The 13447-nt window shown below is 70.5% G+C and carries 18 protein-coding genes; 6 read left to right on the top strand and 12 right to left on the bottom strand.

Annotated elements, in window-relative coordinates; translation table 11 throughout:
• Positions 1–87: 87 nt before the first annotated feature.
• Both ABZ463_RS38105 and ABZ463_RS38100 read right to left on the bottom strand, forming a co-directional pair.
• Positions 88–300: a hypothetical protein gene (locus ABZ463_RS38105; RefSeq protein ID WP_362784331.1), complete on the bottom strand. Its 213-nt coding sequence runs from the start codon at positions 298–300 to the stop codon at positions 88–90.
• A 230-nt stretch (positions 301–530) separates the two neighbouring features.
• Positions 531–1007, bottom strand: a complete 477-nt coding sequence (locus ABZ463_RS38100) for a MarR family transcriptional regulator (RefSeq protein ID WP_352012266.1) — start codon at positions 1005–1007, stop codon at positions 531–533.
• 87 nt (positions 1008–1094) lie between these two features.
• Here ABZ463_RS38100 and ABZ463_RS38095 point away from each other — a divergent pair, with 87 nt between their 5' ends.
• Positions 1095–2210 (top strand): epoxide hydrolase family protein, encoded by a 1116-nt coding sequence (locus tag ABZ463_RS38095; protein ID WP_352012425.1) that lies wholly within the window; start codon positions 1095–1097, stop codon positions 2208–2210.
• Positions 2211–2219: 9 nt separating this feature from the next.
• On the opposite strand, the gene ABZ463_RS38090 is transcribed toward ABZ463_RS38095, so the two are convergent.
• Genes ABZ463_RS38090 through ABZ463_RS38080 form a run of 3 tightly spaced genes read right to left on the bottom strand, consistent with a single transcriptional unit; the run spans position 2220 to position 4195 of the window.
• Positions 2220–2375, bottom strand: a complete 156-nt coding sequence (locus tag ABZ463_RS38090) for a hypothetical protein (RefSeq protein ID WP_362784328.1) — start codon at positions 2373–2375, stop codon at positions 2220–2222.
• 15 nt (positions 2376–2390) lie between these two features.
• Positions 2391–3110: an ABC transporter ATP-binding protein gene (locus ABZ463_RS38085; protein WP_352012264.1), complete on the bottom strand. Its 720-nt coding sequence runs from the start codon at positions 3108–3110 to the stop codon at positions 2391–2393.
• Positions 3107–4195 (bottom strand): ABC transporter permease, encoded by a 1089-nt coding sequence (locus tag ABZ463_RS38080; protein WP_362784326.1) that lies wholly within the window; start codon positions 4193–4195, stop codon positions 3107–3109. The genes ABZ463_RS38085 and ABZ463_RS38080 overlap by 4 nt, the downstream gene beginning before the upstream one ends.
• A gap of 174 nt (positions 4196–4369) precedes the next feature.
• Between ABZ463_RS38080 and ABZ463_RS38075 the strand changes: the two genes are divergently transcribed.
• Positions 4370–5590, top strand: coding sequence for a sensor histidine kinase (locus ABZ463_RS38075; protein WP_362784323.1), 1221 nt, complete (start codon positions 4370–4372; stop codon positions 5588–5590).
• Positions 5587–6225 carry a response regulator transcription factor gene (locus ABZ463_RS38070; protein ID WP_362784320.1) on the top strand — a complete coding sequence of 213 codons (639 nt, stop codon included), beginning with the start codon at positions 5587–5589 and terminating at the stop codon, positions 6223–6225. The genes ABZ463_RS38075 and ABZ463_RS38070 overlap by 4 nt, the downstream gene beginning before the upstream one ends.
• Positions 6226–6304: 79 nt before the next feature.
• Here the strand turns inward: ABZ463_RS38070 and ABZ463_RS38065 are convergent, their stop codons facing one another.
• Positions 6305–6895, bottom strand: coding sequence for an XRE family transcriptional regulator (locus ABZ463_RS38065; RefSeq protein WP_352012260.1), 591 nt, complete (start codon positions 6893–6895; stop codon positions 6305–6307).
• A gap of 114 nt (positions 6896–7009) precedes the next feature.
• On the opposite strand from ABZ463_RS38065, the gene ABZ463_RS38060 reads away from it, so the two are divergent.
• Positions 7010–7828 carry an MBL fold metallo-hydrolase gene (locus tag ABZ463_RS38060; RefSeq protein WP_362784317.1) on the top strand — a complete coding sequence of 273 codons (819 nt, stop codon included), beginning with the start codon at positions 7010–7012 and terminating at the stop codon, positions 7826–7828.
• Between the two features lie 99 nt (positions 7829–7927).
• On the opposite strand, the gene ABZ463_RS38055 is transcribed toward ABZ463_RS38060, so the two are convergent.
• Together ABZ463_RS38055 and ABZ463_RS38050 are read right to left on the bottom strand one after the other, a co-directional pair.
• Positions 7928–8473, bottom strand: a complete 546-nt coding sequence (locus ABZ463_RS38055; protein WP_362784314.1) for a rhomboid family intramembrane serine protease — start codon at positions 8471–8473, stop codon at positions 7928–7930.
• On the bottom strand, positions 8470–8598 hold the full coding sequence (locus ABZ463_RS38050) for a hypothetical protein (RefSeq protein WP_362784311.1): 129 nt from the start codon (positions 8596–8598) through the stop codon (positions 8470–8472). The genes ABZ463_RS38055 and ABZ463_RS38050 overlap by 4 nt, the downstream gene beginning before the upstream one ends.
• A gap of 57 nt (positions 8599–8655) precedes the next feature.
• On the opposite strand from ABZ463_RS38050, the gene ABZ463_RS38045 reads away from it, so the two are divergent.
• Entirely contained in the window at positions 8656–9186 is a 531-nt protein-coding gene (locus tag ABZ463_RS38045; protein WP_362784308.1) for a TetR family transcriptional regulator, read from the top strand.
• A gap of 42 nt (positions 9187–9228) precedes the next feature.
• On the opposite strand, the gene ABZ463_RS38040 is transcribed toward ABZ463_RS38045, so the two are convergent.
• On the bottom strand, positions 9229–9573 hold the full coding sequence (locus ABZ463_RS38040) for a helix-turn-helix domain-containing protein (RefSeq protein WP_352012256.1): 345 nt from the start codon (positions 9571–9573) through the stop codon (positions 9229–9231).
• 82 nt (positions 9574–9655) lie between these two features.
• On the opposite strand from ABZ463_RS38040, the gene ABZ463_RS38035 reads away from it, so the two are divergent.
• Positions 9656–10918 (top strand): MFS transporter, encoded by a 1263-nt coding sequence (locus ABZ463_RS38035; protein WP_362784305.1) that lies wholly within the window; start codon positions 9656–9658, stop codon positions 10916–10918.
• Between the two features lie 13 nt (positions 10919–10931).
• Here the strand turns inward: ABZ463_RS38035 and ABZ463_RS38030 are convergent, their stop codons facing one another.
• From ABZ463_RS38030 to ABZ463_RS38020, 3 genes are all read right to left on the bottom strand, one after another.
• On the bottom strand, positions 10932–11588 hold the full coding sequence (locus ABZ463_RS38030) for a maleylpyruvate isomerase N-terminal domain-containing protein (RefSeq protein WP_362784302.1): 657 nt from the start codon (positions 11586–11588) through the stop codon (positions 10932–10934).
• Between the two features lie 73 nt (positions 11589–11661).
• Positions 11662–12729, bottom strand: a complete 1068-nt coding sequence (locus ABZ463_RS38025; RefSeq protein ID WP_352012253.1) for an epoxide hydrolase family protein — start codon at positions 12727–12729, stop codon at positions 11662–11664.
• The gene (locus ABZ463_RS38020) at positions 12726–13424 is read right to left on the bottom strand and encodes an alpha/beta fold hydrolase (RefSeq protein ID WP_362784297.1); all 699 of its coding nucleotides are present in this window, start codon (positions 13422–13424) and stop codon (positions 12726–12728) included. The genes ABZ463_RS38025 and ABZ463_RS38020 overlap by 4 nt, the downstream gene beginning before the upstream one ends.
• Positions 13425–13447 lie beyond the last annotated feature (23 nt).

Raw genomic sequence — 13447 nt, 5'->3', positions numbered from 1 at the left:
TCACATCAAAACGCGCCACGTCCGAGTTCTACCAGCCACGGCCGGCCCGCCACTGGGCCACACCTAGATCCGAACCCCAAACAGCTCCTAGTAGCACTGACCGGGGTCTCCGTTGAGCCAGGCGTCCGGGCCCGAGAAGCCCGTGGAGGAGTAGACGTGGATGCCGGTGACCAGTAACGCCTGGCGAGCGGTATCGGTGGAGGCCTGGGCCGAACCGGTCGCCAGCACAGGCGCCAGCATGACCGCGGCACCGACGGCGCCGAGAAGCCTCAGCTTGATGGACTTCGTGCGCTGTGACATGGATAGTTCCCCTTTACTACCGTTGTCCAACTATCTGATATTTCGTTGATAACAGAGATCCGGTTGACGGATCACCCCTCGAATCCGTGTCATCTGACTGACCTTGTCGAGACACATGACTCCCGTTGACAACGCCACCCGGGGCGACGGATCGGCCCACCGTGGTCGGGGAACTCCGGGACGGGCCCCGATCGGGTCACCTCGCGGAGACTCCGGAGGCGGGCGATGGGCTATCGCGCGTCGTGCGGGCGGGGGTGCGGGGGGCGGTGGTGTTCGACGAGGACGGTGAGCAGTCGAGTGAGCTCCTCCCGCTGGCCGGGGGTGAGGGGGGCGAGAAGTTCGCGCTGGGCGTCGGCGATGAGCGCGTCGAGGTGCTCCAGGCGGCGGCGGCCGACGGGGGTGAGGGTGATGACGTTGCGGCGGCGGTCGGCGGGGTCGGGTTCGCGGCGGACGTAGTCGGCGTCCGCCAGCTCGTTGAGGACGGCGACCATGTCACTGCGGTAGATGCCGGTGCGGCGGCTGAGCTCGGCCTGGCTGGCGGGGCCGGCCTCGGCGAGCGTGACCAGTACGGCGAAGTGCCATTTGTGAGCGCCTTCCGCGGACAGGCGTTCACCGACGAGCCGGTCGGCGACGATCGCGGTCCCGGCGAGCAGGCGGCTGGGGATGGCGCGCAGCCGGGCCGGGGTCGGTTCGGGGATCGTGCCCACGGGATTCCTCCGCTTCTTGCGTTAGTGACACTAACAGTCTACCTTCGTTAGTGTCACTAACGTTTAAACCTCCCCGGAGTGAAGACCGTGATCAAGCCGTTCCGCATCGACATCCCCCAGGCCGACCTCGACGACCTGACCGACCGCCTCTCCCGAACCCGCTGGCCCAACGAGGTCGCCGACGCCGGGTGGGACTACGGCTTCCCGCTGACTCGGCTGAAGGAACTCGCCGAGTACTGGCGCACCGGGTACGACTGGCGTGCGCAGGAGGCCAGGCTCAACGAGCTTCCGCACTTCACCACCGAGATCGACGGCCAGAACATCCACTTCGTCCATGTGCGCTCGGCGAAGCCGGACGCGCTCGCGCTGATCCTCACCCATGGCTGGCCCGGCTCGTTCCTGGAGTTCCTCGACGTGATCGAGCCGCTGTCGCGCGACTTCCACCTGGTGATCCCGTCCATCCCGGGCTACGGCTTCTCCGGGCCGACCCACCGGCGCGGCTGGGACATCGTCCACGTCGCACAGGCCTGGGCCGAACTGATGCGCCGTCTCGGCTACGAGCGCTACGGCGCGCAGGGTGGCGACTTCGGTTCGGGCATCTCCCTGGCACTCGGCGCGGTGGCACCCGATCGGGTCGCCGGGGTGCACGTCAACTATCTGCCCACCCGGCCGGACCCGGACGCCGACGTCGAACTGTCGAAGACGGACGAGGCCCGGCTGGACAAGGTCCGGCAGCTGATGGCCAACCGCCCGCCGTACCAGGCACTGCAGGCCGCCACTCCGCAGACCATCGGTTACGCGCTGACCGACTCGCCCGTCGGCCAGCTGGCCTGGATCGCCGAACGCTTCGCGCAGTGGACCGACCCCCGCTCGACGATCAGTGACGAGCGGATGCTCACCGACATCTCCCTGTACTGGCTGACCGCCACCGCGGCCTCCTCGGCACGGCTGCACCGCGAGACTCCACGGCGGACCGAGCCGTGCCCGGTGCCGGTCGGTGTGGCGGTGTTCGCACACGACATCACGCAGTCGGTACGGCCGCTGGCCGAGAGGTTGTACGACATCAGGCACTGGTCGGAGTTCGAGCGCGGCGGCCACTTCGCCGCGATGGAGGTGCCGGAGCTCCTGGCGCAGGACATCCGGGACTTCTTCCTCACCCACGTCGAGGCCGACCAGCGAAGGCGCCCGGCCGTTGCTCTTTAGTTCGTGGAGTTACGAGGGCTTGAGAACCGGACCGGTCCCGGCCAGGCAGCCGCCGATCAGATGCGGCCGGTACTGGATCTTCTTCAACCCGCGCTTGATCGCACGCACCAGATGATCCAGGGTCGCCGCGGTGGTCCCACGGCCGGCCGCACCTGCGCCTTCCACACCGTGATCGCCTCCTCATCCCGTCCGCTCGCCCGGCGCGCCGCTGCCGGTTCGGAGCGTCGGTGCCGGAAGGCGCAGGCGTCCGTCGTGGACTTCGGCGATCTGGTCGGCGTCGGTGAGGTGGGTGCGGTCGTGGGTGACCAGGACGGTGGCGGTGGCCTGCCGGCGGGTGAGGCGGGCGATCAGGTCGAGAACCGCGGCGCCGCGTTCGTGGTCGAGGGCGCTGGTGGGTTCGTCGACCAGGAGGACGGTGGGGTCGTTCATCAGGGCGCGGGCGATGTTGACGCGCTGGCGCTGGCCGCCGGAGAGCTGGTGGGGGCGGCGGCCCGCCTGGTCGGCAAGGCCGACGGCGTCGAGGAGTTCCATCGCGCGGTCGCGTGCGGTGCGAGGTTTGCGACCGTCGATCTGGGCCATGACCTGGAGTTGTTCGGCGGCGGTCAGGGAGGGCAGCAGGTTGGGCTGCTGGAAGACGATGCCGATCTTGTGGCGGCGCAGTTCGGTCAACTCGCCGCGGGTGAGGCCGGTGGTGTTCCGGCCGTCGACGGTGACGGTGCCGGTGTCGGGAGTGATCAGGGTGGCGGCGACCGCGAGGAGGCTGGACTTGCCGGAGCCGGAAGGGCCCACCACGGCGGTCAGGCTGCCCTGGGGAACCTCCAGGCTGACCTGGTCGAGAGCGGTCAGGCGGGCCTCACCGTCGGGGTAGGTGAGGGTGATGTCGGTCAGGTTCAGGCTCATCGGGCGCTCCCCAGGGCGGTCAGCGGGTCCACGGAGGTGATACGGCGGATGGACAGGGCGGCGCCGAGCGCGCCGAGGAGGATGATCACGGCGGCCGGGATCAGGATGGTGGCGGGGGTGAGGAGGAACGGCACAGCGGAGCCGGACACGAGGGCGCCGAGTGCGACGGCGATGCCGGTGCCGAGCAGGGTGCCTCCGGTGAGCAGGACGACGGCCTGGCCGAGAGCGTCCTTGAGCAGGTTGGCGGTGGAGGCGCCCAGTGCCTTGAGGACGGCGACGTCGCCGCTGCGCTGGATGGTCCACACGGTGAAGAAAGCGCCGATGACGAGGGCGGAGATGACGAACAGGAAGCCGCGCATCAGCTGCAGGGAGCCGTTCTCCGAGGTGTAGGAACCGATCGCGGACAGGGAGTCCTGGATGGAGACCGTCCGGGTACCGATCCGCTGGTCGGTGGTCGCCGTGTCGGCTTCGGAGGCGGTGGTCAGGACGATGACGGTGGCGGTCGGGTCCTGCCCGCCACCGGTGGGTGGCGCGGTCTTGCGCCAGACATCCAGGCTGGTCCAGACGACCGGGGTGTGACTGAAGGAGGCATCGCCCTCGACGGCGGCCACTGTCAGCCGCTGACCTGCCAGGGTGAGGGAGCCGCCGGTCTGCACACCGAGGTCGTCGGCGGCTGCGGCGGACAGCACCACCGCACTGTCGCTGATCTTGTCGCCGACCGGGGCGAGGCGGGAACCGGGCTTGACGCCGAAGGCGGAGACGGCGGTGCTCTTGTCTCCGGAGGCGGCCTTGGTCGTGGTGATCCCCAGCGGTTCGGCGTTTTCGACGCCGGGTGCTGTGGACCACTGCAGCCACTGCTGCTCGGTGACGGTGGAGTTGGAGTACGACAGGTTCTGGCCGCCGCCGGGAGCCTGGAACGCGATCTTGTCTGCGGGCAGTTCCGTGATCGCGGAGATGTTCTGCTGACCCAGACCGGCCGTCAACCCGGACAACAGCCCGACCAGCAGGGTGATCAACACGATGACGGTTCCCATCAGGGCGAAGCGCCCCTTGGCGAACTTCAGGTCTCTCCAGGCGACGAACACGGCCTTGGCCTGTCCTTTCCGGTGGTGGAAGCGGGGTACGCCTCAACCGTCGCCGCCGGCGTCTCACACACGCGTCTGGCGCAGGGGGGAACTTCACGGGCCGAAGGACGGCACGCGGGTTCTAACTTTCGATGGAGGCCCCCACGGGCCTGCCTCCATAGGCTGGAGGACACTGTGAACGCCACCGCCTCCGCCCTGACCCTCACCACCCGGACCCTGGCCTGGTGCCTGCACCTGCTGATCATCGGCCTGCTCGTCCTGACCTCCGGCCGGGCACTGGCCGGCGACCATCCCCATGCCGGATGGATCGCCGCGACGGCGGGGGCGTGCGGCCTGGTGTACGCCGCCGGTGCGCTTGCGCCGCGCGTCCGGCGCACGTGGCGGGGTGCCGCCTGGTGGCTCGCGGTCGTGGGCACCGTATGGCTGGCGCTGCTGGCCTTGTCTCCCGACGCCGTGTGGGTGGCCTTCCCGCTGTACTTCCTCCAGCTTCATCTTCTGCCTCGCCGCGCCGGACCGATCACGGTGGCCGCCACCGCGGTGGCGGCCATCGCCGGATTCTCCGCCCACCAGCACTCCTTCAGCCCTGCCATGGCCATCGGCCCCGCGCTCGGCGCCGCCGTCACCGTCGCGGGAGTACGGGGTTATCAGGCCCTGTACCGGGAGAGCGAGCGCCGCCGCAGGCTGATCGAGGAACTCACCGCCACCCGCGCCGACCTGGCCCGGGTCCAGCACACCGCCGGTGTGCTCGCCGAACGCGAACGTCTGGCCCGCGAGATCCACGACACCCTCGCCCAGGGCCTGTCCAGCATCCAGCTGTTGCTACGGGCCGCCGAGCGCGCACTGCCCCAGGCACCGCAGAACGCGGCCCGCCACGTCGGCCAGGCCAGGCAGGCCGCCGTCGACAACCTCGCCGAGGCCCGCCGTTTCGTGGCCGCCCTCACTCCGCCCACGCTGGAGGGCACCACCCTGGCCGGTGCCCTGGAACGCCTGTGCGCCACCGCGTCCGCCCGGCATCGGCTCACCGCGCGGTTCCGCCTCACCGGCGATCCCGCCCCGCTCACCACCGCGCACGAGGTCGCGCTGCTGCGAATCGCCCAGTCCGCCCTGGCCAACGTCGTGCAGCACGCCGAGGCCACCACCGCCGAGGTCACCCTCGGCTATCTGGGTGACCACGTCGCCCTCGACGTCGCCGACGACGGACGCGGCTTCGACCCCGCCCGCCTGCCCGCCCCCGACCCCGAGACCGGCGGCTTCGGACTGGCCGCCATGCGCGCCCGCGCCCAGGCCCTCGGCGGCACTCTCACCGTCGAATCCGCCCCCGGCCACGGCACCGCCCTGGCCGCCCAACTGCCTCTCACCCCACCAGCCGACACCGAGCCCGAGGCCCGCCCGTGACCGACGACACTCCCATCCGCCTGCTCGTGGCCGACGACCACCCTGTTGTACGGGCCGGGCTGCGCGCCGTGCTGGAAACCGAGCCCGGCCTCGTCATCGTCGCCGAAGCCGCCACCGCCGAGGACGCCGTCACCCGCGCCGCCGAAGGCGACATCGACGTCGTCCTGATGGACCTGCAGTTCGGCAAGGGCATGGGCGGCGCCGAAGCCACCGCCCGGATCACCGCCCGCCCGGGAGCCCCCCGCGTGCTGATCGTCACCACCTACGACTCCGACGCCGACACCCTGCCCGCCATCGAAGCCGGCGCCACTGGCTACCTCCTCAAAGACGCCCCGCCCGAAGATCTGGCCGCCGCCGTGCACACCGCAGCCGCCGGACGCACCACACTCGCGCCCACCGTCGCCGACCGGTTGATGAACCGCCTGCGTGCCCCCGGCACCACCCTGACCCGGCGCGAAACCGAAGTCCTCGCCCTGGTCGCCGACGGCCTGTCCAACCAGGCCGTTGGCACACGCCTCCATCTGACCGAGGGCACCGTCAAATCCCACCTGGCCCGTATCTACGCCAAACTCGGCGTCGACTCCCGTACCGCCGCTGTCGCCATGGCCACCGACCTCGGCCTCATCCGCCGTTGACCCGAACACGCGCGGTTCTCGTACGGCTACGGCGGGTGGCGTGTGGCGCCGTCTGCCCAGGCCCGTACGCTGCGGCCGATCAGGCTCTGCGCGAGATGACCATGATGTACTCGCAGGGAGCGTTCGTTCGGTTGGCGAAGCCGTGGTCCGCGTCGGCCTGGAGGAACAGGGAGTCGCCGGTGTTCAGGGTCTCGCTGATCCCGCCGATCGCGACGGTGAGGGTGCCCTTGAGCACCACGAGTTGTTTCTCCGTACCCGGCGGATACGCGGGCAGCAGCCCGGTGGAGACCTGCGCGGGGAGATAGTGGACGACCATCTCGGCTCCTCCCGCACCCGGGGCCGCTGACACCATGTGCCGCTCGAAGCCGGTCTCCGGGTCACGGAAGACGGGACGATCGTTCTTGCGCATGACAATGGCCACACCGGGCGCGGCGGCGGCCGGCGCGCCGATCAGGTCCGAGAGTGACGCGTCGAGCGCGTGGGCGATCCTGGACGCGACGCCGATCGTCGGGCTCTTCTCGCCGCGTTCGACCTTGGACAGCATCGCCCGGCTGACCGACGACTGCGCGGACAGCTGCTCAAGCGTCAGGCCCGCCTCCTCGCGGCGCCGCCGCACGTTACCGCCGAACGCTCCGGCCAGGTCGTCACCGTTTCCGTCTTGCTCGACCACCGTGCTCCTCGATCGATGGGGGTATCTCGACGCCCACAGTGTATGGTTTCTTCTAAAGGAGATATTCTCTTCTATTGAAGATGCGCGATGCGCGCTCAGCACGATGGAGATTCCATGCGTTTGATCTCAAGTGGCCTGCGTTATGCCACGTTTGAATTCGGCGACCTGCAGGTGACCTCGTTGCGAGACGGGTACATCGACATGCCGCCGACACGGCTCCGCGACGAGGACGGGTGCGCTCTCGACGAGCTGCCTGCCGCCGTCCCGCTGATCGACGACAACCTGCGGCTGTCGGTCAACGCCTTCTTCGTCACCGACGGCACGCGGTCGGTTCTCGTCGACACCGGTGCGTCCAACGTTTGGCACGTCCCGGGCATGGGGTTTATCCACGACGCGCTCGACGAGGCGGGAATCGACCGCGCGCACGTCACCGACGTGGCCATCACCCACAATCACGAGGACCACGTGAGCGGCCTGATCGCGCCGGACGGTTCGGAGGCGTTCGCCAAACTTGAGCGGGTGTGGATCGGCGCGGGCGACACCTCGGTGTTCACCGGGCGGCTTGAGCCGATCCGCGACCGGGTCGTACCCGTGTCGGAGAAGGTCGCGATCAACGGCTGGGTCACCGCGATCCCGACGCCGGGCCACACGCCCGGTCACACCGTCTACGACGTCAGGAGCGGCACCGGCCACCTTCTCGTCTGGGGCGACACCGTTCACGTTCCCACGCTCCAGTTCGAGCAGCCGAACGTGACCTGGGAGCTCGACGGTGACCAGTCCCAGGCCCGCTCCGCGCGAGCGGCCCTTCTCGAACGGCTGACCCAGCCGGACCACTTCGTGGCCGGCGCCCATCTCGACTCTCCCGGCATCGCCCGCGTGACCGCCTCCGGAGACGGTTACGCGCTGGAGTACCTCGCGCCGCCGATCGGCTGATCGAGCACGTCGGCTCCGGGCCGCGTTCACGACGGTCCCCAGCCCACCCCGGTCGAGGCACACCGCGACCTCCGCAGCGGTCGTGGCGAGCCGGACGCCTCATCGGGCGTGGGCGGTGTTCTCCCCTGCCGCGCGGGCGGGGAGGACCAGGGCGATCAGGGCGCCGGTGAGGATGGGGGCACCGTGCTCGTCTCCGATGAGGGCGAGCACGACCGCGCCGGCCAGAAGCGCGGCGGCGGCGATCCTGGGCCTACGGGGCAGTCCGGAGTGGCCGCGCACCACCCAGACGGCCAGTCCGCCGAGCAGGCCGGCGATGGCGACGGACGAGCCGGCGCTGTAGTCGCCGACGGCGTAGCTGTAGACCTCCCCGGCCAGGGCGCCTCCCAGGTAGAGCAGCAACCAGCGGGCCCGGCCGTACGCCCGCTCGGCGTATGTGCCGAGGAGGAGCAGCGCGGCCCCGTTGAAAAGGATCTGGTACCAGCCTTCCGGGTTGACCAGGATGGGGCTGAGCAGCCGCCACCACTGACCGTCCAGCAGGCTGGGGCTCCTGGCCAGCAGCGCGGACAGGCCGGGAAGGAGCAGGCCCGCGGTGGTGGTCACGGCGGTCACGGCGAAGGTCGTCCAGGTCAGCCAGGGCTTGCTCATGCGTCCACCTGTTCAGCGGGGAGGGAGGGGGCGGCGGGTTCGCGCAGCCATGCGGCGAAGGGGGGCGCCATGATGGCCGCGGCGATCACGAACACGGCGTTGATCGGGGAAACGAACGAGATCACCACGCCGTTCCCGACCGTGGCCACCGGTGCCGCGACGCCGGCCAGACCACGTGACCCATGCCGCCGGTCGGGCCGAACTCCTGGACGAACGGGCCGAGGAGCCTCCCGTACTTCCCCACCAAGGAGGCCCTGGTCCTGGCGCCGCTGGAAGAACATGTCGACGAGCCCGCCCGTGTCGTCCGTGGCCGTGCGGCCGGAGAGCCGGCGGTTCGGGCCCTGCGACGCCATTTCCTGGCGGCCCTGGCCGCTCGCGACGCGGCCACCGGTCTGAGCGACGACCCCCAGGTGCTCGCCGTGCAGAGGCTCACCCATTCCACGCCCGCCCTCCTGCAGTACCTGCACCACTTCCTGGCGCGTGGTCAGGAGCTGCTGGCCGAGGAACTCGCCACCCAGGATGGGCGGGCGGACCCGATCGCCCGCGTCGCCGCCGCACAGATGCTCGGCACCCGCAACGCCCTGATGTCGGAGAACATCCGGCGGCTGCTGGAGGGCGAGACGGCCGACGCCGTCTACCCCGACGCGGTCGTCAACGCCGAACAGGCCTTCCACCTGCTCGAACACGGCCTGGGCGACTACCGCACGCGGTAGGCCCCGCCCGGTGGGAGGCACACGAGCCCACCGGGTCCGGTCTCACCAGCCGTTGAGCACCTCGCGACCCTGCAGGATCGCGAGGTCGAGCAGGCCGGGGAAACGGGCGTCCAGGTCGTCACGGCGCAGCCGGTTCAGCCGCCGTGTCCCCTCGTCCCTCTGCCGGATCACACCCGCCTCCCGCAGGACCTTGAAGTGACCGCTCCGGGTGGACCTGCTGACCGGTACCGCGAGCGTCGTGCACATCAGCTCGCCGTCGGGCTCGACGTCGGCGAGCTGGGCGACGATGGCCAGGCGCAGAGGGTCGCTCAGGGCCGCCAGCACCGCGGTGAACCGGAGCTGGTCGGAGTCGGGGTGGACGAGTTCGGTCGCGGTACGGCTTGCCATGCCTCCAGGATAGCGACATGTTCGGCATTCTCGAACATGTGTTATGTTCGGCAAGTCCGAACATGATGGTGTGGAGGAACGGATGTCTCTTGATCAACTCACCGCCGCGAGCCATGACCGTCCGCCGCGTCGTGACCCCCGCCGGGAAAGGCGCTCCCCGCAGGACGCGGGCCCCGCAGGACGATGGAGATTCTGGGGTACGGCGTACACGTTGCTCATCCTGCTGACCGGAACGAACCTGCCGACCCCCCTGTATCGGGGCTACCAGGCGGGCTTCGGCTTCTCCCCGTTGATCGTCACATTGATCTTCGCCACGTACGTGGCCGTGTTGATTCCCTCCCTGCTGCTGGCCGGTCCGCTGTCCGACCTGCTCGGCCGCCGCACCGTGCTGCTGTCGGCGGTGGCGCTCGCCGCGCTGGGAGCGTTGCTCTTCGCCCTGGCCACGAGCACCGGATGGCTGTTCGCCGCCCGTGCCCTGCAGGGCGTGGCGCTCGGCGTGGCCTCGGGCCCGCTGACCGCGACGCTGACGGAACTCGAACCGAACGGCGACCGCCGCAGGGCCGCGCTGGTGTCCACCGTGGCCACCGTCGGAGGGCTCGGCCTCGGCCCCGTGCTGGCCGGGCTGCTCGCCCAGTACGCCCCCGCGCCGCACGTCCTGCCGTTCGCGGTGGAGATCGCGCTGCTGGTTCCCGCGGCGGTGACGATGGCCGCGCTGCCGGTCATGGCCTCGGGCATCCGGCGCGGGCCCCACCTCCCCGAGATCCCCGCCGCGGTGCGCTCCATCTTCGTGACCAGCGGTACGGCGAGCTTCCTCGCGTTCAGTGTGATGGGGCTCTCCCTCGCCCTCGTCCCCACCTATGTCGCGATCCTCTCCGGCAGCGGGAACCTGTTCCTGGCCGGTGCGGCGGTGGCGCTGATGCTGCTGTGCTCCGCGCTCGCCCAGCTTCTCGGGTACGGCAGGCAGGCCCGCGACCTGGAGCTGGCCGGCCTGCCCCTCCTGGCCACCGGACTGGTACTGCTCGCCCTCGCCGGTGGCCTGTCCTCGCTGCCGCTGTTGCTCCTGGCGGCGGCGACCGGCGGCACCGGCCAGGGGCTCACGTTCCTCGGCGGCATCACCGCGGTCAACCAGGCGGCTCCCGCCGAACACCGCGCCGACGTGCTGTCCACCTTCTACGTGATCATCTACCTCGGCGTCGGGGTGCCGGTCATCGGGGTCGGCTTCCTCGCCACGGTCTCCGGGCTTCTCTTCGCCGTGCAGTGCTTCGCCGCCGCGGTCGCCGTGGCCTGCGTGGTGATGCTGATCGTCCTGGCCCTACGACGTCACCGCTCCCCCACCGCCGGCTGACGCGGGCCTACGGTCACCCCAGGACGAACGGGAGCCGCGCCGCCAGTTCCCCCAGATCATCCTTCTCCCCGTCGGTCGGGGCACGCCGCCCGGTGCCGACCAGCAGCGCGTCCTCGTCGGAGAACGAGGCGGGGAACGCGGCTCCGGCGATCTCCTCCAGCATCTCGCGGGTCCGGGCGAGCCCCTCGGCGGGAGGTCCCGCCACGTGCGGCAGGTGCGCCACCAGGTCGAGGTGGTGCAGCGTCCACTCCAGCACGTACGCGGAGAGGTAGTCGCCCGCGGTGAGGACCTGGCCCTGGGTACCGACCCGCCGGTCCGGGTCGGCGAGCCCGGCGGCGCGACCGGCGGCTGAGCCGACGTCGTCGAGATGGAATTTGAGCAGCTCGGGCTCCTGGTAGGCGGCGGCCAGCCGCACGATCAGCGCGTCGAGCGGGTCGTCACCGGTCGGGGGTTCCGCGGCGACGTTCCAGTAGGTCACCGCGTCGCGGGTCGGCTCCGAGTCCACGGGGGTCACGAGGGTGATCAGGACGTCCTGGGCGTCGATGACCAGGTGGCACACCAGGTCCCGTACGAGCCAGCCCGCACAACCGGACGGCCGCGCGAAGTCCTCGTCGGGGAGGTCGGCGACCGCCGTACGTAACGCGCTCCAGGTATGAGAGAAGAGATCCACTTCGGCACGGTAAGACGACGCGGCGACGTGAGGCAACCACATATCGGACCGTCACGCGAACGCGGCGACGCCGTCACCGGTGGGTGGCGAAGAACGCGCGGATGTCGTCGGCGAGCACCTGCGGTTCCTCCTGCGCGGCGTGGTGGCCGCCCTTGGCGTACTCGTTCCAGCGCACGACGGCGCCGTGGTCGCGTTCGGCGAGCGGGCGGATCGAGGGGAAGAAGTCGTCGGCGAAGCAGGCAACGCCCAGCGGGAAGGACGACCGCTCGGCGGGCGGTCTGCGCCCGTGATAGCCGACCAGGGCCGAACTGCCCGCGCTGTCGGTCAGCCAGTGGATCGTGGCGTTGGTGAGGATGTAGTCGTCGCCCACCCCTTCGCCGAAGAGCTGCAGGTTCCAGGCCAGCTGCCCGGCCGGAGAGTCGGCGAGCGCGTGCGCGAGGGTCTGCGGCCGGGTGGCCTGAAGGGTCAGATAGGCGCTTCCCCCGGCCATGAAGCGCTCCAGAGCGGCGAGTCTCCCCTGGTCGTCCGGCCCCAGCGCGGCCCGCTCGGCCGGATCGCCGGAGGGCAGCGAGAAGACCTGGGTGACGTGCACTCCGGCGACGCGGGGCTGGTCCAGGCGTCCCAGCTCGATGGAGACCAGGGAGCCGACGTCGTTGCCGTGCGCGCCGTAGCGCTCGTATCCGAGCCTCCGCATCAGTTCCGCCCACGCCGCGGCGACCCGGCGGCGGTCCCAGCCGGGCTCCCCCGGCGCGCCGGAGAACCCGAAGCCGGGCACCGAGGGAACGACCAGGTGGAAGGCGTCGCTCAGCCGTTCGATCAGCGGCAGATACTCCACGACCGACATGGGCCAGCCGTGGGTGAGGATGAGCGGAAGGGCGTCCGGCCGGGACGAGCGGATGTGCAGGAAGTGCACGTCGAGACCGTCGATCTCGGTCGTGAACTGCGGATGGGCGTTGATCCGCCGCTCCCAGAGGCGCCAGTCGTAGCCGTCACGCCAGTACTCGACCAGCCGTCGCACACGTTCGACGGGCACGCCGAGCCCGGCACCGGGCAGGGAACGGGTGAAACGTGTCCTGACCAGGCGGTCGGTCAGCTCGTCCAGGCTCGCCTGGGGAATCTCCACACGGAAGGGGCGTGTCATGACCGGGCCGTCTCGTCCAGCACCCGGGCCAGCTCGACCGGCCTGGTGATCATCGGCCAGTGCCCGGAGTCCAGGACGACCATGTCGTGGTCCGGAAGGTCCGGCGGGTCGCCCGGGTCACCCGCGCAGACGATGTAGGTACGCGGCAGTTTCCGCACCGCGCCGAGGTCGTCCGGCGCCGGGTCCTGGAGGGTGCCGACCGGCTGGCCGACACCGCGGGCACGCAGCCACGCGAAGTCCTCGGCGGTGAGTCCGTGGTCGCCGAAGTTGGCGTCGATGATCTCGTCGCTCATCACGGCGACCCGCCCGTCCTGGACGGTCTCCATGATGGCCTCGACGGTGGAGGCGGGGATGATGTCGAACAGGCTTCTGCCCGGCTCGGGCAGGGAGGCGGCGAGGTAGACCACCCGGGCGATCCGGTCGGGGATCGCGTTGGCGGCGATCGTGGCCGGGGCTCCGCTGTAGGAATGCGCCACGAGCACCACCTCCCTCAGGTCGGCGTACTCGATCGCGGCCGTGATGTCACGGGCGTGGGTGGTGAGCGTCGTGGCAGGCGAGCCCAGGTGGGCGCGGTCGCCGAAGCCGGTGAGCGTCAGCGGGTGCACCTGGTGGCCGTGTGCGGTCAGCAGCGGCGTGACCCGCTCCCAGGCCCACGCGCCGAGGAACGAACCGCCGACAAGAACGATGGTCGACACCTGGTCGACTCCTTTCGATCGAT

The sequence above is a fragment of the Streptosporangium sp. NPDC020145 genome, assembly GCF_040631275.1.
Lineage (GTDB): Bacteria > Actinomycetota > Actinomycetes > Streptosporangiales > Streptosporangiaceae > Streptosporangium.
Note: the sequence above shows the minus strand (reverse complement) of the source record. Positions and strands in the feature narration are given on the sequence as shown.

Bases quoted from the DNA above. Each gene is read 5' to 3' on its own strand.
- ABZ463_RS38060 (WP_362784317.1), top strand. From the start codon at position 7,010: ATGCGTTTGATCTCAAGTGGCCTGCGTTATGCCACGTTTGAATTCGGC.
- ABZ463_RS38055 (WP_362784314.1), bottom strand. From the start codon at position 8,473: ATGAGCAAGCCCTGGCTGACCTGGACGACCTTCGCCGTGACCGCCGTG.
- ABZ463_RS38045 (WP_362784308.1), top strand. From the start codon at position 8,656: ATGCCGCCGGTCGGGCCGAACTCCTGGACGAACGGGCCGAGGAGCCTC.
- ABZ463_RS38105 (WP_362784331.1), bottom strand. From the start codon at position 300: ATGTCACAGCGCACGAAGTCCATCAAGCTGAGGCTTCTCGGCGCCGTC.
- ABZ463_RS38035 (WP_362784305.1), top strand. From the start codon at position 9,656: ATGTCTCTTGATCAACTCACCGCCGCGAGCCATGACCGTCCGCCGCGT.
- ABZ463_RS38025 (WP_352012253.1), bottom strand. From the start codon at position 12,729: ATGACACGCCCCTTCCGTGTGGAGATTCCCCAGGCGAGCCTGGACGAG.
- ABZ463_RS38040 (WP_352012256.1), bottom strand. From the start codon at position 9,573: ATGGCAAGCCGTACCGCGACCGAACTCGTCCACCCCGACTCCGACCAG.
- ABZ463_RS38085 (WP_352012264.1), bottom strand. From the start codon at position 3,110: ATGAGCCTGAACCTGACCGACATCACCCTCACCTACCCCGACGGTGAG.